This is a genomic window from Micromonospora sp. M71_S20, assembly GCF_003664255.1.
Taxonomy (GTDB): domain Bacteria; phylum Actinomycetota; class Actinomycetes; order Mycobacteriales; family Micromonosporaceae; genus Micromonospora.
Genome location: NZ_RCCV01000001.1, coordinates 3331816 through 3357006 on the forward strand (window position 1 = coordinate 3331816; position 25191 = coordinate 3357006).

A 25191-nucleotide genomic window follows, 5' to 3' on the forward strand; every position below is an offset into this window, starting at 1 on the left:
GTAGGTCCACGGTGAGCAACGAGGACGAGAAGTACGTCGAGTACCTGAAGCGTACGACCTCGGAGCTGCGGCGTACCCGGCGGCGGCTGCGCGAGCTGGAGACCCGGGACTCCGAGCCCATCGCCATCGTGGCGATGAGCTGCCGCTATCCGGGCGGGGTCGACAGTCCCGAGGCGCTGTGGCAGCTCGTCCGCGACGGCGGGGACGGGATCGGGCCGTTCCCCGCCGACCGGGGCTGGGACCTGGACCGCCTCTTCCACCCCGACCCCGACCACCCGGGCACCAGCTACGTGACCGAGGGCGGCTTCGTCTACTCCGCCGCCGACTTCGACGCCGACCTGTTCGGCATCTCGCCCCGCGAGGCCGTCGCCATGGACCCGCAGCAGCGGCTGCTGCTGGAGACCTCCTGGGAGGCGTTCGAGCGGGCCGGGCTGCCGCTGCCGGCGGTACGGGGCAGCCGCACCGGCGTCTTCGTCGGGGCGTCGTCGCACGGCTACGACGGCATGATGGCGCAGGCCGAGAACGGCGAGGGGCACCTGCTCACCGGCAACGCCACCAGCGTCATCTCCGGGCGTGTCGCGTACACCCTCGGGCTGGAGGGGCCGGCCGTCACCGTCGACACCGCCTGCTCGTCCTCGCTGGTCGCCGTCCACCTGGCCGCCCAGGCACTACGCAACGGCGACTGCGAGCTGGCGCTGGCCGGCGGCGTGACGGTGATGCCCACCCCGGCGGTCTTCGTCGGCTTCAGCCGGCAGCGCGGCCTCGCCGCCGACGGCCGGTGCAAGGCGTTCGCCGCCGGCGCGGACGGCACCTCCTGGTCCGAGGGCATCGGCATGCTGCTGCTCACCCGGCTCTCCGACGCGCAGCGGCACGGGTACCCGGTGCTCGCCGTGGTGCGGGGCAGCGCCGTCAACCAGGACGGCGCGTCCAACGGGCTCAGCGCCCCGCACGGCCCGTCGCAGGTTCGCGTCATCCGCCAGGCCCTGGGCAACGCCCGGCTCACGCCCGAGCAGGTCGACGTGGTGGAGGCGCACGGCACCGGCACCCGGCTCGGCGACCCGATCGAGGCGCAGGCGCTGCTGGCCACGTACGGGCAGGACCGGGGGGACGCCGCGCCGCTGCTGCTCGGGTCGGTGAAGTCGAACATCGGCCACACCCAGGCCGCCGCCGGCGTGGCCGGCGTGATCAAGATGGTGATGGCGATGCGGCACGGCGTCGTGCCGCCCACCCTGCACGTCGACGAGCCGTCCCCGCACATCGACTGGACCGCCGGGGCGGTCACCCTCGCCACCGCCGCGACGCCCTGGCCCGCCGTGGACCGGCCGCGCCGGGCCGCCGTGTCGTCGTTCGGGGTGTCCGGCACCAACGCGCACACCATCATCGAGCAGGCCCCGGCTCCTGCCGAGGTCGAGACCGAGACTGAAACCGAGCCGAGGGTCCCGGCGGCCCGCACGGTGGCGCCCGTGCTGCTTTCCGCCCGCTCCGACGCCGCGCTCGCCGCCCAGGCCGGCCGCTGGGCCGCCCGGTTCGCCGCCGACGACACCCTGCGCCCGCTCGACGTGGCCTTCTCGTCGGTCACCTCCCGCTCCACCCTGGACCGGCGCGCCGTGGTCGCGGCGACCGACCGCGACCACCTGCTCGCCGGGCTGCGCGCCCTCGCCGCCGGGGAACCGGCCGGCACCGTCGTCGCCGGCGCCGGGTCGCCGCGCGGCCAGCTCGCGGTGCTCTTCTCCGGCCAGGGCGCGCAGCGCGCCGGCATGGGCCGGGAGCTGTACGCCGAGTTCCCCGTCTTCGCCGCCGCCCTCGACGAGGTGTGCGGGTACCTGGACCGGGCCCTGCCGCGCCCCCTGCGCGAGGTGCTCTTCGCCGCCGAGGGCTCGGCCGACGCCGAGTTGCTGGACCGGACGGTGTTCACCCAGGCCGGCCTGTTCGCCGTCGAGGTGGCGCTGTTCCGCCTCGTCGAGTCGTTCGGCATCGCCCCCGACATGGTCGCCGGCCACTCGATCGGCGAGGTCACCGCCGCGTACGTGGCCGGGGTGCTGTCGCTGGAGCACGCCTGTGCGCTGGTGGCGGCGCGGGGCCGGCTGATGCAGGCGCTGCCCTCGGGCGGCGGGATGCTGGCCGTCGCGGCGATTGAGGCCGAGGTGCTGGCCACCCTGGACGGTCTGGCCGACGTCGGGATCGCCGCGGTCAACGGGCCGTCGTCGGTCGTGGTCTCCGGTGCCGTCGACGCGCTCGACGAGGTGGAGCGCGTCTGGCGGGAGCGGGGCGTACGCACGCGCCGGCTCGCGGTCAGCCACGCGTTCCACAGCCCGCTGATGGAGCCGATGCTCGCGAGGTTCCGTGCGGTCCTCGACAGGCTGGAGTTCGCCGCGCCGTCGCTGCCGGTGGTGTCGAACGTGACCGGCACGCTCGCCGACGCCGAGGAGATCCGCACCGCCGACTACTGGGTGCGGCACGTGCGGGAGGCCGTCCGGTACGCCGACGGGGTAGCCGCGCTGCGGGCCGCCGGGGCGGACACGTTCCTGGAGATCGGCCCGCAGAGCGTGCTGACCGCGATGGCGGCGGACATCCTGCCCGGCGACGACGGCGTACTGGCCGTCGCCGTGCAGCGCAAGGACCGGCCCGAGGCACAGGGGCTGCTGGCCGGGCTGGCCGAGCTGCACGTGCACGGGGTGGCCGTCGACTGGCGGCCGTGGTTCGCCGACACCGGCGCCCGGCGGGTGGACCTGCCCACGTACGCCTTCCAGCACCAGCGCTACTGGCCCGAGCTCGGCGGCACCGCCGGAGCGACCGCGCCGACCGACACCGCCGAGGGGGACTTCTGGGCGGCGGTGGAGCGCGGCGATCTGACCGGGGTCGCCGCCCACCTGGCCGTGCAGGACGATCCCGCGGCGGTCGAGGCCCTCGCCCCGGCCGTACCGGTGCTGTCGTCGTGGCGGCGGGCCCGGCAGCGCGACGCCGTGGTGGACGGCTGGTCGTACCGGGTCGACTGGGAGCCGGTCCGCCCCGCCGCCGCGCCGGCGCTGACCGGCCGCTGGCTGGTCGTCACCGCCGACGCCGACGACGCCGGGGTGGCCGGGACGCTGACCGGCGCGGGCGCCCACGTCGACGCCCTGACCGTCGCCCCCGGCACCGCCCGCGCGGAGCTGACCGAGCTGCTGCGCCACCACGGCGACCAGGGTTGGACCGGGGTGCTCTGCGTGCTGCCCGCGCACGACCGGGCGCTGCCGGACGCCCCGGCCGTCTCCGCCGGCGCCGCGCTGCTGCTCACCCTCACCCAGGCGCTCGCCGACGCCGGACTGCCCGGCCGGCTCTGGTGCCTCACCCGGGGCGCCGTCCGCGTCGGCGGCGGCGAGGGCCTCGCGGACCCGTGGTCCGCCCTGGCCTGGGGCCTGGGCCGGGTCGTCGCCCTCGAACAGCCCGACCGCTGGGGCGGCCTGGTCGACCTGCCGGCCCGCGCCGACCGCACCGCCGGCGACGCGCTGCTCGCCGTCCTCGCCGACACCGGCCACGACCAGGTGGCGATCCGCCCGCAGGGCGTCCTCGGCCGGCGGCTGGTGTCGGCCGCGCCGCCCGCCGGGTCGGGTTGGCGGCCCGCCGGGACGGTGCTGGTCACCGGCGGTACGGGTGCGTTGGGTCGGCACGTGGCCCGCTGGCTGTTGGCCAACGGGGCAACCGAGGTGGTGCTCGCCTCGCGGCGGGGCCCGGCGGCGCCGGGCGCCGCGGAGCTGGTCGACGAGTTGGGTGCGGTGCGGGTGGTGGCGTGCGACGTCACCGACCGGGCCGCGGTCGACGCCCTCGTGGCCGGCCTGCCGGAGCTGACCGCCATCGTGCACACCGCCGGGGTGGTCGACGACGGCGTCCTCGACGGGCTCGACCTGACCCGGATGCAGACCGTCCTCGACGGCAAGGTCCGCGCCGCCCGGGTGCTGCACGAGGCCACCGCCGACCGCGACCTCGACGCGTTCGTGCTCTTCTCCTCCCTCGCCGGGGTCATCGGCAGCGCCGGACAGGGCAACTACGCGGCGGCCAACGCGTACCTGGACGCGTTCGCGGCCTGGCGACGCGACCAGGGCCTGCCGGGCACCGCCATCGCCTGGGGCGCCTGGGCCGAGGACGGCATGGCCGCCGCGCTGACCGCCCGGCTCGCCCGGGGCGGGGTCAACGCGCTCCCCGTCGCCGAGGCCGTCACCGCCCTCGGCCGGCTGGTCAACACCGCCGAGCCGGCCGTCACCGTCGCCGACGTCGACTGGGGACGCCTCGCCGCCTCCTGGGGCCGCCCGACGCCACTGATCGCCGCCCTGCCCGGGGTGCCCGCCGTGCCCACCGGCCCTGCCCGCGCCGTGGTGGTCGGCCGGTCCCTGCCGCAGCTCGCCGACCTCGTGCGCACCCAGGCCGCCGTGGTGCTCGGCTACCCGGCCGGCCAGCCGCTGCCCGACCGCACCTTCCGCGACCTCGGCTTCGACTCGCTCACCGCCGTCGAGCTGCGCAACCGGCTCACCGCCGAGACCGGCATGACGCTGCCCGCCACGCTGGTCTTCGACCACCCCACGGTCGCCGAGCTCGCCGCGCACCTGCACGGCCTCACCGCCGGGCACACCACCGGCGAGGTGGTCGCCGACGGCACCGGCCGCGACCGCGAGCCCATCGCCATCGTCGCGATGAGCTGCCGCTTCCCCGGCGGGGTCACCTCGCCCGAGCAGCTGTGGGACCTCGTCGCCACCGGCACCGACGCGATGAGCCTGATGCCCGGCGAGCGCGGCTGGAACCTCGCCGAGCTGTACCACCCCGACCCCGAGCACCTCGGCACCAGCTACGTCCGCGAGGGTGGCTTCGTCGCCGGGGCCGGCGAGTTCGACCCGGCGTTCTTCGGCATCAGCCCCCGCGAGGCCCTCGCCATGGACCCGCAGCAGCGGCTGCTGCTGGAGGCCACCTGGGAGGCGTTCGAGCGGGCCCGCATCGACCCGACCGCCCTGCGCGGCAGCCGCACCGGCGTGTACGTCGGCACCAACGGCCAGGACTACGGCTCGCTGCTGATGGCCGCCGGGGACGTCGACGAGAACTACCTCGCCACCGGCACCTCCGCCAGCGTCATCTCCGGTCGCCTGGCGTACACCTTCGGGCTGCACGGCCCGGCGGTCACCGTCGACACCGCCTGCTCGTCGTCGCTCGTCGCGATGCACCTGGCCGCGCAGGCCCTCCAGACGGGGGAGTGCGACCTGGCCCTGGCGGGTGGCGCCACCGTGATGGCCACCCCCGGCATCTTCGTCGGCTTCTCCCGCCAGCGCGGCCTCGCCGCGGACGGCCGGTGCAAGCCGTTCGCCGGGGCCGCCGACGGCACCGGTTGGGGCGAGGGCGTCGGCCTGCTGGTGCTCCAGCGCCTCTCCGACGCGCGCCGCGACGGCAACCCGATCCTCGCCGTGCTGCGCGGCAGCGCCGTCAACCAGGACGGCGCCTCCAACGGCCTCACCGCCCCCAACGGCCCCGCCCAGCAGCGGGTCATCCGGCAGGCCCTGGCCAACGCGGGCCTGACCGCCGACCAGGTGGACGCCGTCGAGGCGCACGGCACGGGCACCACGCTCGGCGACCCCATCGAGGCGCAGGCGTTGCTGGCCACGTACGGCCAGGACCGTCCCGCCGACCGGCCGCTCTGGCTGGGGTCGGTGAAGTCGAACATCGGGCACACCCAGGCCGCCGCCGGTGTGGCCGGCGTGATCAAGATGGTCCTCGCGATGCGGCACGGGGTGCTGCCGCCCACCCTGCACGTGGACGAGCCCACCCCGCACGTCGACTGGAGCGCCGGCAGCGTCGAGCTGCTCACCTCGGCCCGGCCGTGGGAGCCGGCCGACGGCGTACGCCGCGCCGCCGTGTCCTCGTTCGGCATCAGCGGCACCAACGTGCACACCATCCTCGAACAGGCCCCCGCCGACGAACCCGAGCCCGAGCCGGTGGCCGACGGACCGACCGGGGAGCTGCCCTGGGTGCTCTCCGGGCGCACCGTCGACGCCCTCACCGCCCGCACCCGGGACCTGCTCGACCACCTCGAGACGGTCGACGACGACGAACTCGCCGACGTCAGCTGGTCGCTGGCCGCCACCCGCGCGGCCCACGACCACCGCGCCGTCGTCTTCGCCGCGGACCGGGACGACCTGACCGCGGCCCTCGACTCGCTCGCCGCCGGCCGGCCCACCGCGCAGACCGTCACCCGTGCCCCCGGCACGCCGGGCGAGGTCGCCTTCGTCTTCCCCGGCCAGGGCTCCCAGTGGGTCGGCATGGCCGCCGAACTCCTCGACACCGCCCCGGTCTTCGCGGAGAAGTTCGCCGCCTGCGCCGAGGCGCTGCGCCCGTACGTCGACTGGTCGCCGACCGACGTGGTGCGCGGCGCGCCCGACGCCCCGTCGCTGGAGCGCGTCGACGTCGTGCAGCCCACCCTGTTCGCGGTCAGCGTCTCGCTCGCCGCGCTCTGGGAGTCGTACGGGGTGCGCCCCTCCGCCGTCGTCGGCCACTCGCAGGGCGAGATCGCCGCCGCGTACGTCGCCGGCGGCCTCACCCTGGACGACGCGGCCGCCGTGGTCGCGCTGCGCAGCCGGATCATCGCCGGCATCGCCGGGGACGGCGGCATGGTCTCGGTCGCCACCACCGCCGACGAGGCCACCGCGACGATCACCCGCTGGGCCGGCCGGGTCGCCCTGGCCGCCGTCAACGGGCCCACCTCGGTCGTGGTCTCCGGCGACAGCGCCGCCCTCGACGAGCTGGTCGCCCACTACGAGTCCCGCGAGGTGCGGGTGCGCCGCGTCCCGGTGGACTACGCCTCCCACTCCGCCCACGTCGAGCAGCTGCGCGAGCAGCTCCTGGAACTGCTCGCCGGGCTGCGGCCCCGCACCGGCGAGGTCCGGTTCCGCTCCACCGTCGAGGGGGACTGGCTCGACACCGCCGCCCTCGACGCCGACTACTGGTACCGCAACCTGCGGCAGACCGTCCGCTTCGACGAGGCGGTGCGCAGCCTCGTCGCCGCCGGCTACCAGACCTTCGTCGAGGTCAGCGCCCACCCGGTGCTGACCATGGCCGTGCAGGAGAGCGTCGAGCTGACCGCCGCCGACCCGGAGGCGGTCACCGTCACCGGCAGCCTCCGCCGAGGCGAGGGTGGCCTCGGCCGCTTCCTGCGCGCCCTGGCCGAGGTCTGGACCGGGGGTACGCCGGTGGACTGGCGGCCCGCGTTCACCGGCCTCGCCGGACGCCGCCGCGACCTGCCCACGTACCCGTTCCAACGGCAGCTCTACTGGCCGCAGCCGTCCGCCACCCCCACCCCGGCCACCGGCGGCACCGCTCCCGTGGCCGACGACGAGGTCGACGCCCGGTTCTGGGCGGCCGTCGAGGCGGAGGACCTGACCGCGCTCACCGCCGAACTCGCCGGCGCGACCGGGTCGGAGCCCGTGCCGGACGCCGCGTTCGCCGACGTGCTGCCGGTCCTCGCCGCCTGGCGTCGCCGGCACCGCGACCAGGCCACCGTGGACTCCTGGCGGTACCGGGACAGCTGGACATCCGTCGACCCCGACGCCGCCGGCGAGCCCGCCGTCACCGGCACCTGGTGGCTGCTCACCGGCCCCGACGACACCGGCGCGGCCGAGGCCGCCTTCTGTGCCGAGGCGTTGCGGCGCCACGGCGGCACCGTCGTACCGCTGGCGTTGGACGCCGACCGCACGGACCGCGAGGCGCTCGCCGCCCGGCTGCGCGACCTCGCCGCCGGCGGCGCGCCCGCCGGGATCGTGTCGCTGCTGCCGCTCGACGAGACGCCCGCCCCGGCGCATCCGTCGGTGCCGGTCGGCTTCGCCGGCACCGTGACCCTCGTGCAGGCGCTCGGCGACGCCGGCGTCCGCGCACCGCTGTGGTGCCTCACCCGGGGCGCCGTCGCCACCGCCCCGGCCGACCCGCTGCCGCACCCGCTCCAGCAGCTCACCTGGGGCTTCGGCCGGGTCGCCGCGCTGGAGCACCCGGACCGCTGGGGTGGCCTCGTGGACCTCCCCGACGAGCTCGACGACGCGGCCGGCCGCCGGCTGGTCCGCGTCCTCGCCGGCGCCGACGGGGAGGACCAGGTCGCGCTGCGGTGGGCCGGCGCGTTCGGCCGGCGGCTGCTGCACGCCCCACTCGGCGACGCCCCCGCCCCGCGCACCTGGCGACCCTCCGGCACCGCCCTGGTCACCGGCGGCACCGGCGCGCTCGGCGGCCACATGGCCCGCTGGCTCGCCGCCAACGGCGCCGCGCACCTGGTGCTGGTCAGCCGGCGCGGCCGGCAGGCCGAGGGCATCGCCGACCTCGAGGCCGAGCTGGTCGGGCTGGGTGCCCGGGTCACCGTCGCCGCCTGCGACGCCGCCGACCGGTCGGCGCTGGCCGCCGTCCTCGCCGACCTGCCGCCCGAGCACCCGCTGACCACCGTCGTGCACACCGCCGCCGTCCTCGACGACTCGGTGATCAACTCGCTGACCCTGGAGCAGGTCGACTACGCGCTCAGCGCGAAGGTCACCGCCGCGCTGAACCTGCACGAGCTGACCCGCGAGCTGGACCTCGACGCGTTCATCCTGTTCTCCTCGATGGCCGGCACCGTCGGCAGCTCCGGCGTGGGCAACTACGCCCCCGGCAACGCGTTCCTCAATGCCCTCGCCGAGCACCGGCGTGCCCTCGGCCTGCCCGCCACCTCCATCGGCTGGGGCGCCTGGGGAGGCGGCGGCATGGCCGACGGCGAGTTCGGCCGGATGCTGCATCGCCACGGCGCGCCCGAGATGCCGCCGCGGCTCGCCGTCGCAGCCCTGCACCAGGCCGTCGAGCACGACGAGACGTTCCTGACCATCTCGAACATCGCCTGGGACCGGTTCTTCGTCGCCTTCACCGCCACCCGGCCCGGTCCGCTGATCTCGGAGATCCCCGAGGCACAGCGGTTGCAGGCCACCAAGGGCCTGGCCGAGACGAAGGAGACCGACGAGGCCGGCCCGGCCGGCGCGTTCACCCGAATGAGCGCCGCCGAGCGCCAGCAGGCGCTGCTCGACCTGGTCCGCGACCAGGCGGCCACGGTCCTCAAGTACGCCGACGGCCAGGCCGTCGACCCGCACCACGCGTTCCGGGACCTCGGGTTCGACTCGGTGACGGCGGTGGAGCTGCGCAACCGGCTCGCCACCGCCACCTCGCTGCGGCTGCCGGTGACCCTGGTCTTCGACTACCCGTCTCCGACCGCGCTAGCCCGGCACCTGCACGAGGAGCTGGGCGGGGAGGCCGCCGTGGCGGCGGAGACCGCCCCGGTGACGCTCGGCGACGACGAGCCGGTGGCCATCGTCGCCATGTCCTGCCGCTTCCCCGGCGGGGCGAACGACCCCGAGCGGTTCTGGCAGATGCTGCACGCCGGCCGCGACGCCGTGTCCGACCTACCCGGCGATCGCGGTTGGGACGTCGAGCGGCTCTACGACCCCGACCCCTATTCCACCGGCACCTCCTACGTCCGCAGCGGCGCCTTCCTCTACGAGGCGGCGGAGTTTGATGCCGGTTTCTTCGGTATTTCGCCCCGCGAGGCGTTGGCCATGGACCCGCAGCAGCGGTTGTTGCTCGAGGTTTCGTGGGAGGCGGTCGAGCGGGCAGGGGTTGAGCCTGGGGTTCTTCGGGGTTCGCGAACAGGGGTGTTCGTGGGCACCAATGGTCAGGACTATGGGGCCCTGCTGATGGTGGCGGGGGACGAGGTGGAGGGCTTCGCGGGGACGGGCAACGCCGCGAGTGTGGTGTCGGGTCGGGTGGCGTACGCGTTGGGGTTGGAGGGGCCGGCGGTGTCGGTGGACACGGCGTGTTCGTCGTCGTTGGTGGCGTTGCACCTGGCGGTGCAGTCGCTGCGGCGCGGCGAGTGCGACCTCGCCCTCGCCGGTGGCGTGACCGTGATGTCGACGCCCGGGTTGTTCGTGGAGTTCTCCCGGCAGCGCGGTTTGGCCGCCGACGGCCGGTGCAAGGCGTTCGCGGCGGGCGCGGACGGCACCGGTTGGGGCGAGGGCGTGGGCATGCTGCTCGTGGAGCGGCTGTCGGACGCCCGGCGCAACGGCCACGAGGTCCTCGCGATCGTGCGGGGCAGCGCGGTCAACCAGGACGGCGCCTCCAACGGCCTTACGGCGCCGAACGGGCCGTCGCAGCAGCGGGTGATCCGGCAGGCGCTGGCGTCGGCACGGTTGTCGACGGCGGACGTGGACGTGGTCGAGGCGCACGGCACGGGCACGACCTTGGGCGACCCGATCGAGGCGCAGGCCTTGCTGGCCACGTACGGGCAGGAGCGCGACGAGCCGCTGCTGCTGGGGTCGGTGAAGTCGAACATCGGCCACACCCAGGCCGCCGCCGGTGTCGCCGGCGTGATCAAGATGGTGCTGGCGATGCGGGAGGGCGTGGTCCCCGCGACGCTGCACGTGGACGAGCCGTCCCCGCACATCGACTGGACCTCCGGCGCGGTGGAGTTGGCGACGGAGTCGCGGCCGTGGCCGGCGGTGGACCGGCCGCGTCGGTCGGCGGTGTCGTCGTTCGGCATCTCCGGCACCAACGCCCACGTCATCATCGAGCTGCCCGAGGACCTGCCCGCCGAGAGCGCGGAGCCCGACGGCGGGGCCGTCGCGGACCGCGGCCCGGGACTCGTGGCCTCCGACGTCGTCGTCTGGACGGTGTCGGGGCGGTCCAAGGGCGCCCTGGCCGGTCAGGCCGCCCGCCTGGCCCGGTACGTGCGCGAGCACGGCGAGGCGGACCCGGCGGCGGTGGGCTGGTCCCTGGCCACGACCCGGTCGGCGTTCGACCAGCGGGCCGCCGTGGTCGGTGCCAACGTGGCGGACCTGCTGGCGGGGCTGGACGCCCTGGCCGCCGGCGCGCCGGCCGGGAACCTCGTCACGGGTACGGCCTCCGGGACCGGTGCGGTGTTCGTGTTCCCGGGTCAGGGTGCGCAGTCGGCGCGGATGGCCGCCGGTCTGGTGGGTCGTACGCCGGTGTTCGACGCGAAGCTGGCCGAGTGCCAGCGGGCCCTGGCGCCGTACCTGGACGTGGACCTGGTGTCGGTGCTGACCGGTGACGACGAGTCGTGGTTGGCGCGGGTCGAGGTCGTGCAGCCGGTGCTGTGGGCCGTGGGCATGGCGCTGGCGGCGGTGTGGCAGCACGCGGGGGTGACCCCGCAGGCGGTGATCGGTCACTCGCAGGGCGAGATCGGTGCGGCGTGCGTGGCCGGGATCCTCAGCCTGGACGACGCGGCGAAGGCCGTGGCCCTGCGGTCGCGGGCGCTGACGGTGCTGCGGGGCACCGGCACGATGGCCTCGGTGGACCTGTCGGCCGACGCGGTGGCCGCGCGGTTGTCCGCGTTCCCGGGCGTCGGGGTGGCGGCCGTCAACGGCCCCTCCACCGTCGTGGTGTCCGGGCCGCCGCAGCCGGTCGCGGACCTGGTGGAGGCGTGTCAGGCCGACGGGGTGCGGGCCCGGTTGATCCCGGTGGACTACGCGTCGCACTCGGCGGCGGTGCAGGAGGTCGCGGAGCGGTTGCGCGCCGACCTGGCCGACGTCACCCCCCGACAGGGGCACACCCGGCTCGTCTCGACGCTGACCGGGGACTGGGTCGACCCGTCCTCGATGGACGCTGGTTACTGGTACGACAACCTGCGGCAGACCGTGCGGTTCGACCCGGCCGTCCGCGTGGCCGTCGAGGCGGGGCACACCACGTTCGTGGAGATCAGCCCGCACCCGGTGCTGACCATGCCGGTGACGGCGATCCTCGACGACACCGGCGCGACCGGGCACACCCTGGGCAGCCTGCGGCGCGGCGACGACGACGCGACGCGGCTGCTGACGAACCTCGCCACCGCCCACGCGATCGGCCTGCCCGTCGACCTGACGGCCGTCCTGGCCCCGACCGGCACCGTCGCGCTGCCCACGTACGCCTTCGACCGGAGCCGCTTCTGGCCGACCGCGACGACCGGGCAGGACGGCGCCGAGGAGACCCCGAGCGGCGTCGACTCCGCGTTCTGGGCGGCCGTCGAACGGGAGGACCTGGCCGCGCTCGCGGAACTCACCGAGCAGGAGGCGGCGGAGTCCCTGGAGCGGCTGGGCGCGGCCCTGCCGGTGCTCGCCTCCTGGCGGCGCCAGCAGCGCAACCGGTCCACCCTGGACGACCTGAGGTACCGCAGCGTCTGGCAGCCGTACACCGGGACACCGGTCAGCTTCCTCCCCGGCGCCTGGTGGGTCGTCGCCGACGAGCGGCACCCGGAGGAGGGCGAGGCCGCGGTGGTCGAGCTGACCCGCCGGGGCGCCGACGTCCGACTGGTGCTGGTGCCGGAGAACCTGACCGACCGGGCCGCCCTCACCGCGCACCTGACCGGCGCCACCCGGACCGCCGACGGCGAACCGGCCCCGGTCGACGGGGTGCTGTCGCTGCTCGCCCTCGCCGACGGCGCGGTCGACGACACCCAGCCGGTGCCGCCCTTCCTCGCCCGCTCCCTGGCGCTGATCCAGGCGCTCGGGGACCTCGACGTCGCCGCGCCGCTGTGGTGCGTCACCCGGGGTGCCGCGGGCACCACCCGGAGCGGAACGCCCGGCCGGCCGGAGCAGTCGCTGCTCTGGGGCCTCGGCCGGGTCGTGGCCCTCGAACACCCCGAGCGATGGGGCGGCCTGGTCGACGTCCCGGCCACCCTCGACGACCACGGCTGGGACCTGCTCTGCGCCGCGCTCGCCGGCCTCGACGGCGAGGACCAGCTCGCGGTCGACGGCGCCACCATCCTCGTACGCCGGCTGGTGCGGGCGCCCGGCGGCGAGGCGGCCACCGACGAGGCCGGCTACCCGGGCACGACCCTGGTCACCGGCGGCACCGGCGCGCTCGGCGCGGAGGTGGCCCGCTGGCTGGCCGCCCGGGGCGCCGAGCACCTGATGCTGGTCAGCCGTCGCGGCGCGGACGCCCCCGGAGCCACCGAACTGGCCCGGGAGCTGACCGAAACGGGAACCCGGGTGACCGTCGCGGCCTGCGACGTGGCCGACCGGGCGGCGCTGGCGAAGCTGCTCGACGAGGTACCCGTCGACGCGCCGCTGACCAGCGTGGTGCACGCGGCCGGCGTCCTGGAGGACGGGGTGCTCGACGGGCTCACCGCCGACCGCCTCGCCACCGTCCTGCGACCCAAGGTGCTCGGCGCCCTGCACCTGCACGAGCTGACCGTCGGGCGGGAACTGCGCGCGTTCGTGCTGTTCTCCGCGATGGCCGGTCAGCTCGGCGCCGCCGGTCAGGGCAGCTACGCCGCCGCCAACGCCTACCTCGACGCCCTCGCCGAGCAGCGGCACCGGCAGGGCCTGCCGGCCACCTCGGTCGCCTGGGGTCCCTGGGCGGCCGGCGGGATGGCCGCCACCGACCAGGCCGTGGAGGAACGCCGCCGGCGCACCGGCGTGGCCCGCCTCGACACCGGGCCCGCGCTCGCGGCGCTCGCGCAGTGCGTCGCGCGGGGTGAGCCGGCGACGATGGTGGCCGGCATCGACTGGGCCCGGTACGTGCCCGGGTTCGTCGCCGTCCGGCCCAGCCCACTCATCGCGGGCGTGGCCGAGGCGCGGCGGGCGGTCGCCGAGCGCGCCGAGGACACCGGCGTGTCCGCGGAGTCCCTGGCCGCCCTGCTCGCCGGGCAGACCGACGCCGAACGACGCAAGACCCTGCTGGAGCTGGTCCGCGGGCAGGCCGCCGCGGTGCTCGGACACGCCTCGATGGACGCCGTGGAGCCGGACCGGGCGTTCCGCGAACTCGGCTTCGACTCGCTGACCGCCGTGGAGCTGCGCAACCGGCTCACCGCGGCGACCGGCGTCCGGCTGCCCGCCACGGTCGTCTTCGACTACCCGACCGCCGCCGGGCTGGCCGAATACGTGCGGGCCGCGATCGTCGACGGCGGCGTGGTCGGGGTCGCACCGGTCTTCGGTGAGCTGGACAGGTTGGAAGCGGCGCTCTCCGGCTCGGCGCCGGACCGGAGCGCCCGGATTCGGATCACCGAGCGGCTGCGGGCGCTGCTGGCCTCCCTCAACGAGGCCGACGCGCCGGCGGACGGCGACACCGTCGCCGAGAAGCTCCAGGACGCGACGCCGGACGAGGTCTTCGACTTCATCGACCGCGAGCTGGGGATGTCCTGACGTGATCGCTGCTGCGACGACGGGTCAACACAAGGAGTGCGCGGTCCATGGCTGACGAGGCGAAGCTTCTCGACTACCTCAAGCGGGTCACCGCTGACCTGCACCAGGTGCGCCAGCGCCTGCGCGAGGTGGAGGCCGGCGAACAGGAACCGGTCGCCATCGTCTCCATGAGCTGCCGCTTCCCCGGCGGGGTGCGGTCGCCCGAGGACCTGTGGGAGGTCGTCGCGTCCGGCCGGGACGTGGTCTCCGACTTCCCGACCGACCGCGGCTGGGACCTCGGGTCGCTCTACGACAGCGACCCGGAGCAGGCCGGCACGTCGTACACGCGGCAGGGCGGCTTCGTCCACGACCTGGCCGACTTCGACCCGGGCTTCTTCGCGATCTCCCCCCGCGAGGCGCTGGCGATGGACCCGCAGCAGCGCTGGCTGCTGGAGACCTCGTGGGAGGCCCTGGAGCGGGCCGGCATCGACCCGCACTCGCTGCGCGGCAGCCGCACCGGCGTCTTCGCCGGCAGCACCGGCCAGGACTACGGCACCGTGCTCATGGGTGCCGCGCAGGGCCTCGAAGGGCACCTGATGACCGGCAACGCCGGCAGCGTGGTCTCCGGCCGGATCGCCTACACCTTCGGGCTGGAGGGGCCGGCGGTCACCATCGACACCGCCTGCTCGTCGTCCCTGGTCGCCCTGCACCTCGCGGGGCAGGCGCTGCGGCAGCGGGAGTGCACCCTGGCCATCGTCGCCGGGGTCACCGCCATGTGCACCCCGGCCGCCTTCGTCGAGTTCTCCCGGCAGCGCGGCCTCGCCGCCGACGGCCGGTGCAAGGCGTTCGCCGCCGCCGCCGACGGGACCGGCTGGTCCGAGGGTGTCGGCGTCCTGCTGCTGGAGCGGCTCTCGGACGCGCAGCGCAACGGCCACCCGATCCTCGCCGTGGTGCGGGGCAGCGCGGTGAACCAGGACGGCGCCTCCAACGGCCTGAGCGCCCCGAACGGGCCGTCGCAGCAGCGGGTGATCCAGCAGGCCCTGGCCAACGCCGGTCTCGCCGCCGGCGGCGTGGACGTGGTGGAGGCGCACGGCACCGGCACCCGGCTCGGCGACCCGATCGAGGCGCAGGCCCTGCTCGCCACGTACGGGCAGGACCGGGGGGACTCGGCGCCGCTGCTGCTCGGGTCGGTCAAGTCGAACATCGGTCACGCCCAGGCCGCCGCCGGTGTCGCCGGTGTGATCAAGATGGTGATGGCGATGCGGCACGGCGTCGTGCCGCCCACCCTGCACGTGGACGAGCCGACCCCCGAGGTCGACTGGTCGGCCGGCGAGGTGTCGCTGGTGACCGAGGCGACGCCGTGGCCGGCGGTGGGCCGGCCGCGCCGCTCGGCGGTCTCCTCGTTCGGGGTGTCCGGCACCAACGCGCACACCATCCTGGAGCAGGCCCCGGCGCCCCAGCAGCCCCCGTCGGACGCCGCCGCGCCGGTGGTCGAGCGGCCGGTCGTACCGGTGCCGGTGTCGGCCCGGGACGCGGCCGGTCTCGCCGCGCAGGCGGGCCGCTGGGCGGCCCGGCTGGCCGCCGACGAGAGCCTGCGGCCCCTGGACGTGGCGTTCTCGTCGGTCACCTCCCGGTCCATCCTGGACCACCGGGCCGTGGTCGCCGCGACCGGCCGCGACGACCTGCTGGCCGGGCTGCGCGCCCTCGCCGCCGGGCAGCCGTCGGGCGCGGTCGTCACGGGCCAGGCCGGCGGCCGGGGAACGCTGGCGGTGCTCTTCTCGGGCCAGGGCGCGCAGCGCGCCGGCATGGGCCGGGAGCTGTACGCCGGGTTCCCGGTGTTCGCCGCCGCGTTGGACGAGGTGTGCGGGCGGCTCGATCCGCTGCTGCCGCGCCCGCTGCGGGAGGTGCTGTTCGCTGTCGAGGGTTCCGTCGAGGCGGGGTTGTTGGACCAGACGGTGTTCACCCAGGCGGGGCTGTTCGCCGTCGAGGTGGCGCTGTTCCGCCTGGTGGAGTCGTTCGGGATCACGCCGGACTTCGTGGGCGGGCACTCGATCGGTGAGGTCGCCGCCGCGTACGTGGCCGGGGTGCTGTCCCTGGCCGACGCGGCGGCGCTGGTGGCGGCGCGGGGGCGGCTGATGCAGGCCCTGCCCTCGGGCGGTGGGATGCTCGCCGTCGCCGCCGCCGAGGCCGACGTCCTCGCCACGCTGGACGGGCTCGCCGGCCGGGTGGGCGTCGCGGCCGTCAACGGGCCGACCTCGGTGGTCGTCTCCGGCGACGTGGCGGCCCTCGACGAGGTGGAGCGGCTCTGGCGGGAGCGGGGGGCGCGCACACGCCGGCTGACCGTCAGCCACGCGTTCCACAGTCCGCTGATGGAGCCGATGCTCGACGAGTTCCGAGCCGTCCTGGCCGGGCTGACCTTCGCCGCGCCGACCCTGCCGATCGTGTCGAACGTGACCGGCACGCTCGCCGACGCCGACGAGATCCGCACGCCCGACTACTGGGTGCGGCACGTGCGGGAGGCCGTCCGCTTCGCCGACGGGGTAGCCGCGCTGCGGGCCGCCGGGGCGGACACGTTCCTGGAGATCGGCCCGCAGAGCGTGCTGACCGCGATGGCGGCGGACATCCTGCCCGGCGACGACGGCGTACTGGCCGTCGCCGTGCAGCGCAAGGACCGGCCCGAGGCGCACGGGCTGCTGGCCGGGCTGGCCGAGCTGCACGTGCACGGGGTGGCCGTCGACTGGCGGCCGTGGTTCGCCGACACCGGCGCCCGGCGGGTGGACCTGCCCACGTACGCCTTCCAGCACCAGCGCTACTGGCCCGAGGCGGGGGCCGGGTGGACCGGCGACGTCACCGCGGTCGGCCTGCGGCCCGCGCAACACCCCCTGCTCGGGGCCGCCGTCGGCGTCGCGCACGCCGAGGGCTTCCTGTTCACCGGCCGGCTGGCCCGGCGTACCCACCCGTGGATCTCCGACCACGTCGTCTTCGACACCGTGCTGCTGCCCGGCACGGGCTTCGTCGAACTCGCCCTCCAGGCGGGCGCGCACGTCGGCGCGGACCACGTCCGCGAACTCACCCTGGAATCGCCGCTGATCCTGCCGGAGACCGGGGGCGTGGACATCCAGCTCTGGATCGGCCCGGCGGACGAGACCGGCTGCCGCTCCGTGTCGCTGCACTCCGCCCAGGACGGCGAGCCGGCCGAGGGCGCCGGCGAGCGGGCCTGGACCCGCAACGCCAGCGGCGTGCTGGCCGGCGGCCCGGCCGCGCCGAGCGGCCCCGTCGGCTGGTCCGACCTGACCACCTGGCCCCCGCCGGGCGCGACCGAGGTCGGCACCGACGACCTCTACCTGAACCTGGCCGCCCAGGGCTACGACTACGGCCCGTCGTTCATCGCCCTGCGCTCCGCCTGGCGGCGCGGCGACGACCTCTTCGCCGAGCTGGCGCTGCCGGAGGCCCCCGCCGCCGAGGCCGGCGGGTACGGCCTGCACCCGGCGCTGCTCGACGCGGCGCTGCACACCCTCGGCCTGACCACGCCGGCCGGCGAGCCGTCGGGGGCGGACATGCCCCCCGGTTACGGTCGGCTGCCGTTCTCCTGGAACGACGTCGCCCTGCACGGCGCCGGGGCCGCGGCGGCCCGGGTCCGGGTCTCGCACACCGGCCCCGACAGCATCTCGCTGCTGCTCACCGACGTCACCGGCGCCCCCGTCATATCCGTCGGCTCCCTGGTCCTGCGGCCGGTCTCCGCCGACCAGCTCCGCACCGCCGGGGGCGGCGGCACCGACTCGCTGTTCCGGGTCGAGTGGGCCCCGCTCGCGCTGCCCGCCGGCCCGTCCACCGTCGACTGGGCGGTGGTCGGCGACGCGGCGGCGCTCACCGAAGCGGTCGCCGCCACCGGCACGGCCGTGGCGGCGTACCCCGACCTGACCGCCCTGGCCACGGCGATGGACGAGGGGACGGACGCACCCGGCGTGCTGGTCGTGCCGTTCCTCGACCCGCCCGCGTCGGCGGACGTGCCCCGGGCCGTCGCCGAGGTGACCCACCGGGCGCTCGCCGTGCTCCAGCAGTTCCTCGCCGACGACCGCTACACGGCCTCCCGGCTGGTGGTGCTGACCTCGGGCGCGGTCGCCACCGAGTGGGACACCGACCTGACCGACCTGGCCGGCGCCGCCGTGATCGGCCTGCTCCGCTCCGCCCAGTCGGAGAACCCCGAGCGGTTCGTGCTGGTCGACGTCGACGACATCGCCGGCTGCGCCGCCGCGCTCGTCCCGGCCGTCGCGACCGACGAGCCGCAGGTCGTGATCCGCGCGGGCGTCGCCGCCGGCGCCCGGCTCACCCGGGTCCCCGCCCCGAGCGAGCCGCCGGCCGCCCCGTTCGACTCCGACGGCACCGTCCTGATCACCGGCGCCACCGGCACCCTCGGCCAGCTGATGAGCCGGCACCTGGTGGGCACGTACGGCGTCCGGCACCTGATCCTCACCAGCCGGCGCGGCCGCGCCGCCGGGGGCGTCGCGGAGCTCTGCACCGAGCTGGAGGCGCTCGGCGTGAACGTCACCGTCGCCGCCTGCGACGTCGCCGCCCGCGACGCCGTGGCCGAGCTGCTGGCCGGCATCCCGGCGGAGCACCCCCTCACCGCCGTCATCCACGCCGCCGGCGTCCGCGACGACGGGGTCATCTCCTCGCTCACCCCCGAGCGGATGGACGGCGTGCTGCGGCCCAAGGTCGACGCCGCCTGGCACCTGCACGAGCTGACCGCCGACCTCGACCTGAAGGCGTTCATCTCGTACTCCTCGCTCGCCGCCACCGCCGGCGGTCCGGGCCAGGGCAACTACGCCGCCGCCAACGCGTTCCTCGACGGGCTGGCCCAGCACCGCAAGGCGCGCGGCCTCGCCGCGCTCACCCTCGCCTGGGGCCTCTGGGCCGACCGCAGTGGCATGACCACCGAGCTGGACGACGTCCACCTCAACCGGATCTCCCGCTCGGGCGTCGCCGCCATGGAGGCCGAGGAGGGGCTCGCCCTCTTCGACGCGGCCTGCCGCACCACCGACGCCGCGCTGGTCCCGGCCCGGCTGGACCTCGCCGCGATGAAGGTGCAGTTCGCCGGCGGGAGCATCCCGCCGCTGTACCGGGCGCTGATCCGCACGCCCGCCCGCGCCGCCGCGGCCACCACCGGCGCCTCGCTCGTGCAGCAGCTCGCCGGGCTCGGCGACACCGAACGGGCCGCCGCGCTCGTCGAGATCGTCCGGGGCCAGGCCGCCGCCGTGCTCGGCTACCCCGACCCGGCGGCCATCGAGCCGCGCCGCGCGTTCAGCGAGTTCGGCTTCGACTCGCTCACCGCCGTCGAGATGCGCAACCGGCTCAACAACGCCTTCGGCATGCGGCTGCCGGCCACCCTCGTCTTCGACTACCCGACCCCGCACGACCTGGCGGCCTTCCTGGGTACGGAGATCGCCGGCACCCCCGTCCCCGTGCGACCCGCCACCACCGCCGTGTCGGTCGGCGACGACGAGCCCCTCGCCATCATCGGCATGGCCTGCCGGCTGCCCGGCGGCGTGTGGTCGCCCGACGACCTGTGGCGGCTGGTGGTCGACGGCGTCGACGCGATCAGCGACCTGCCGACCGACCGCGGCTGGGACCTCGACAGCCTCTACAGCCCCGACCCGGACGCCCCCGGCACCTTCTACGCCCGCGGCGGCGGCTTCCTCAGCGGCGTGGACAAGTTCGACCCCGGCTTCTTCGGCATCTCGCCCCGCGAGGCCCTGGCCATGGACCCGCAGCAGCGGCTGCTGCTGGAGACCACCTGGGAGTCCTTCGAGTCCGCCGGCATCGACCCCACCGACGTACGGGGCAGCAGCACCGGCGTCTTCGTCGGCACCAGCGGCCAGGACTACGGCTCGCTGCTGGCGTACTCACCGGAGGCCGCCGAGGGCTACATGCTGACCGGGATGACCAGCAGCGTCATCTCGGGACGGGTGGCGTACACGTTCGGGCTGGAGGGGCCGGCGGTGTCGCTGGACACGGCCTGCTCGTCGTCCCTCGTCGCGCTGCACTGGGCCGGCCAGGCGCTGCGGGGCGGCGAGTGCGACATGGCCCTCGCCGGCGGCGTCATGGTGATGGCCACCCCGACCGCGTTCGTCGAGTTCTCCCGGCAGCGCGGCCTCGCCGCCGACGGGCGGTGCAAGTCCTTCGCCGCGTCCGCCGACGGCACCGGGTGGTCCGAGGGCGTCGGCATGCTGCTCGTGCAGCGGCTCTCCGACGCCCGTCGGCAGGGCCGCACCGTGTACGCGGTGGTGCGCGGCTCGGCGATCAACCAGGACGGCGCCTCCAACGGGCTGACCGCCCCGAACGGCCCGTCGCAGCAGCGGGTGATCCGGCAGGCGCTCGCGTCCGCGCGGCTCTCCGCCGCCGACGTGGACGTGGTCGAGGCGCACGGCACGGGCACGACGCTCGGCGACCCGATCGAGGCGCAGGCCCTGCTCGCCACGTACGGGCGGGAGCGGCCCGCCGACCGGCCGCTGCTGCTCGGCTCGATCAAGTCGAACATCGGCCACGCGCAGGCCGCCGCCGGTGTCGCCGGTGTGATCAAGATGGTGCAGGCCATCCGGCACGGCATGGTGCCGGCGACGCTGCACGTGGACGAGCCGTCCCCGCACATCGACTGGACCTCCGGCGCGGTGGAGCTGGCGACGGAGTCGCGGCCGTGGCCGGCGGTGGACCGGCCGCGTCGGGCGGCCGTGTCGTCGTTCGGCATCTCCGGCACCAACGCCCACGTGATCATCGAGCAGGCCGACGAGCCGTTCGAGGTCGCCGCTCCGGCCGAGCCCGGCCCGGGCCTGGTGGCGTCGGACGTCGTGGTGTGGCCGGTGTCGGCGCGCTCGAAGGGCGCCCTGTCCGGTCAGGCGGCCCGCCTGGCGGAGTACGTGCGCGAGCACGGCGAGGTCGATCCGGCTGCCGTGGGCTGGTCCCTGGCCACGACGCGGTCGGTGTTCGACCAGCGGGCCGCCGTGGTCGGGTCGACTGTCGAGGACCTGCTGGCGGGGCTCGACGCCCTGGCGTCCGGCTCGCCGGCCGGCAACGTGGTCGCCGGCACGGCCTTGTCGCACGGCGCGGGTGCCGTGTTCGTGTTCCCGGGTCAGGGTGCGCAGTCCGCGCGGATGGCGGCCGGTCTTGTCGGTTGTACGCCGGTGTTCGACGCGAAGCTGGCCGAGTGCCAGCGGGCCCTGGCGCCGTACCTGGACGTGGACGTGGTGTCGGTGTTGACCGGCGACGACGAGTCGTGGCTGGAGCGGGTCGAGGTCGTGCAGCCGGTGCTGTGGGCTGTCGGCATCGCCCTCGCGGCGGTGTGGCAGCACGCCGGGGTCGCCCCGGCCGCGGTGATCGGTCACTCGCAGGGCGAGATCGGTGCGGCGTGCGTGGCCGGCATCCTCAGCCTGGACGACGCGGCGAAGGCCGTCGCGTTGCGGTCGCGGGCGCTGACGGTGCTGCGCGGCACCGGCACCATGGCGTCGATCGACCTCTCCGCCGACGCGGTCGCCGAGCGTCTCGGGGAGTTCCCGGGCGTGGGTGTCGCGGCGGTCAACGGCCCGTCGACCGTGGTGGTGTCCGGGCCGCCGCAGCCGGTCGCGGACCTGGTGGAGTCCTGCCAGGCCGAGGGCGTGCGGGCCCGGTTGATCCCGGTGGACTACGCGTCGCACTCGGCGGCGGTGCAGGAGGTCGCGGAGCGGTTGCGCGTCGACCTGGCCGACGTCACCCCCCGCCAGGGGCATGTCCGGCTGGTGTCGACGTTGACCGGTGACTGGGTCGACCCGGCGTCGATGACGGCGGACTACTGGTACGAGAACCTGCGGCAGACCGTGCGGTTCGACCCGGCCGTCCGCGTGGCCGTCGAGGCGGGGCACACCACGTTCGTGGAGATCAGCCCGCACCCGGTGCTGACCATGCCGGTGACGGCGATCCTCGACGACACCGGCGCGACCGGGCACACCCTGGGCAGCCTGCGGCGCGGCGACGACGACGCGACGCGGCTGCTGACGAACCTCGCCACCGCCCACGCGATCGGCCTGCCCGTCGACCTGACGGCCGTCCTGGCCCCGACCGGCACCGTCGCGCTGCCCACGTACGCCTTCGACCACCAGCGGTACTGGGTCGAGCCGCCGGTCCACCGGGCGCAGGACGTCAGCTCCGCCGGCCTCCAGGACGCCGGGCACCCGCTGCTCAGCGCCACGCTGACCTTCCCCGACAGCGAGCGGATGGTCTTCACCGGGCGGCTGTCGGTGCGTACCCACCCGTGGCTCGGCGAGCACCGGGTGATGGACAACATCCTGCTGCCCGGCACCGCCTTCGTGGAACTCGCCACGTACGCCGGTGAGCAGGCCGGCTGCCCGACGGTGGAGGAGCTGACCCTGCTCGCCCCGCTCGTCCTGCCCGAACTCGGCGCGCTCCAGGTGCAGCTCATGGTCGGTGACCGGGACGACGACGGGCGGCGTACCGTCCAGCTCTACTCCCGGCCCTACCGGGACGGCTCCGACGAGATCCTGGCCGACGTCGCCTGGACCTGCCACGCCACCGGTCTGCTCGCCCCGCAGCCGGCCGACGCCGCGCCCGCCTTCGACCTGGGGGTGTGGCCGCCGCCCGGCGCGACGCGCGTCGAGTCCGACGACTTCTACTCCGGCATCGAGGCGACCGTCTTCGGGTACGGCCCGGCGTTCCGTGGCCTGCGCGCCGCGTGGACCCGCGACGACGAGGTCTTCGCCGAGGTCGAACTGCCCGCCGACCACCACGCCGAGGCCGGCCGCTTCGGCGTGCACCCGGCGCTGCTGGACGGCGCGTTGCAGGCCATGTCGATCGGCGGCTTCCTCGGCCGGATGGGCGACGGCGCCGACGCCACCGTGCCCCGCCTCCCGTTCGCCTGGACCGGGGTCTCCCTGCTCGCCGCCGGGGCCACCGCCCTGCGCGTACGCGTCGCCGCCGCCGGCGAGGTCGGCGTCTCCTTCCAGGTGGCCGACGCCACCGGCGCGCCGGTGCTGCACGTCGACTCCCTGATCATGCGCCGGGTCTCCGGCGACTCGCTCGGCGCGGCCCGCTCCGGCCGGCACGAGTCGCTGTTCCAGGTGGACTGGCCGGTGCTGCCGGTGCCCACCGGCCCCGTGCCGGCGGCCACCCGCTGGGTGGCGCTCGGCGACGACCTGGCGCTCAGCGCCGCCTGCGAGGCGGCCGGTGCCCGGGTGCGTACCGACGTCGACCTCGACTCGCTGGGCGACCTGCTCGCCGGGGGTGAGCCGGCGCCGGAGGCGGTGATCGTGCCGATCGGCGACGCCGGGGACCCGACGGACCCGGCGCTGGCCAGGCAGGCGCGGGCCACCACGCACCGTACCCTCGCCGCGTTGCGGACCTGGCTCGCCGACGACCGGTTCGCCGAGTCCCGGCTGGTGCTGGTCACCCGCGACGCGGTCGCGGCAGGCGAGCAGCAGGTCGTCAACCTGCGCCAGGCCCCGGTCTGGGGCCTGCTGCGCACCGCGCAGCTCGAACACCCGGGCCGATGCCAGCTCGTCGACCTCGACGACACCCCGGACAGCGCCACCGCGCTGGCCGCCGCGATCGCCTCCGGCGAGCCGCAGCTCGCCGTGCGGGCCGGGCAGGTGCGCACGCCGCGGCTCGGGCGGGTCCCGGCCGGCGTGGAGCCGCTGCCGGGCGGGATCGACCCGGACGGCACCGTGCTGATCACCGGCGGGACGGGCGTGCTGGGCCGCATCCTGGCCCGCCACCTCGCCACCACCCACGGCGTGCGGCACCTGCTGCTGGCCGGGCGGCGCGGCGCGGCGGCCGAGGGGATCGACGACCTCGTCACCGAGCTCGCCGGCGCCGGTACGGAGGTGACCGTCGCGGCCTGCGACGCCGCCGACCCCGACGCCCTGTCGGCGCTGCTGGCCGGGGTGCCCGCCGCGCACCCGCTCACCGCCGTGGTGCACGCCGCCGGCGTCCTCGACGACGGCGTGCTGGAGTCGATGACCCCCGACCGGGTGGACGCGGTCGCCGTGCCGAAGATCGACGCGGCGTGGCACCTGCACCGCCTCACGGCCGGGGCGAACCTCGCGGCCTTCGTCCTCTTCTCCTCGGCGGCGGCCACCCTGGGCAGCGCCGGCCAGTCCAACTACGCGGCGTCGAACGCCTTCCTCGACGCCCTCGCGGCGCACCGCCGGGCCCGCGGGCTCGCCGGCATCTCGCTCGCGTGGGGCCTCTGGGAGCAGGCCAGCGGGATGACCGGCCACCTCGGCGACGACGACGTGCGGCGGATGGCCGAGCAGGGCGCCGCCGGGCTGGCCACCGAGCAGGCGTTGAACCTCTTCGACGCCGCGTGGCGACTCGACGCGGCGGCCGTCGTGCCGATGCGCCTGGACGTCGGGACGCTGCGGGGGCAGGCGGAGGCCGGCACCCTCGCGCCGATGCTCCGGGCCCTGGTCCGGGTGCCGCTGCGGCGCTCGGCCGACGCCACCGGGGCCCGCTCCGGCGGGGTGCAGCTCAGCCAGCGACTCGCCGGCCTGGCCGGTCCGGAGCGGCACAAGGTGGTGCTCGACGTGGTACGGGCGAACATCGCCGCCGTCCTCGGCCACGCCGGAGCCGACGCCGTCGACCCGAACCGGCTCTTCACCGACCTGGGCTTCGACTCGCTCACCGCGGTCGACCTGCGCAACCGGCTCAACGGCCTGTCCGGGCTGCGGCTGCCGGCGACGCTGGTCTTCGACTACCCGACGCCGACCGCCCTCGCCGAGAAGCTGACCAGCGAGATCGCCGCCGACGCGGCGCCCTCCACGCAACCCCTCTTCCAGGGCATCGACACGGTCGAGAGCCTGCTCAACGCCATCCCGCTCGACCCGGCAGCCCGGGCCCGGTTCACCGCCCGGATGCAGGACCTGCTCGCCAAGGCGTCCGACCTGGCGGCGGGGCCCGCCGCCGAGCCGGACCGGCCCGACCTCGACTCGGCCAGCGACGACGAGATCTTCGACTTCATCAGCAAAGAGTTTGGAATCTCCTGAGATGACCAACCTTCCAATCGAGGCAGGTGCCCCCCGAT

Annotated in this window: 2 protein-coding genes; both read left to right on the forward strand. The window is 75.9% G+C overall.

Features of this window, described 5'->3' with window-relative positions; genetic code table 11:
• Positions 1–11 precede the first annotated feature (11 nt).
• On the forward strand, positions 12–14147 hold the full coding sequence (locus DER29_RS14435) for a type I polyketide synthase (protein ID WP_121397802.1): 14136 nt from the start codon (positions 12–14) through the stop codon (positions 14145–14147).
• Positions 14148–14194: 47 nt separating this feature from the next.
• The gene (locus DER29_RS14440; protein ID WP_121397803.1) at positions 14195–25153 is read left to right on the forward strand and encodes a type I polyketide synthase; all 10959 of its coding nucleotides are present in this window, start codon (positions 14195–14197) and stop codon (positions 25151–25153) included.
• The last annotated feature ends 38 nt before the right edge of the window (positions 25154–25191 follow it).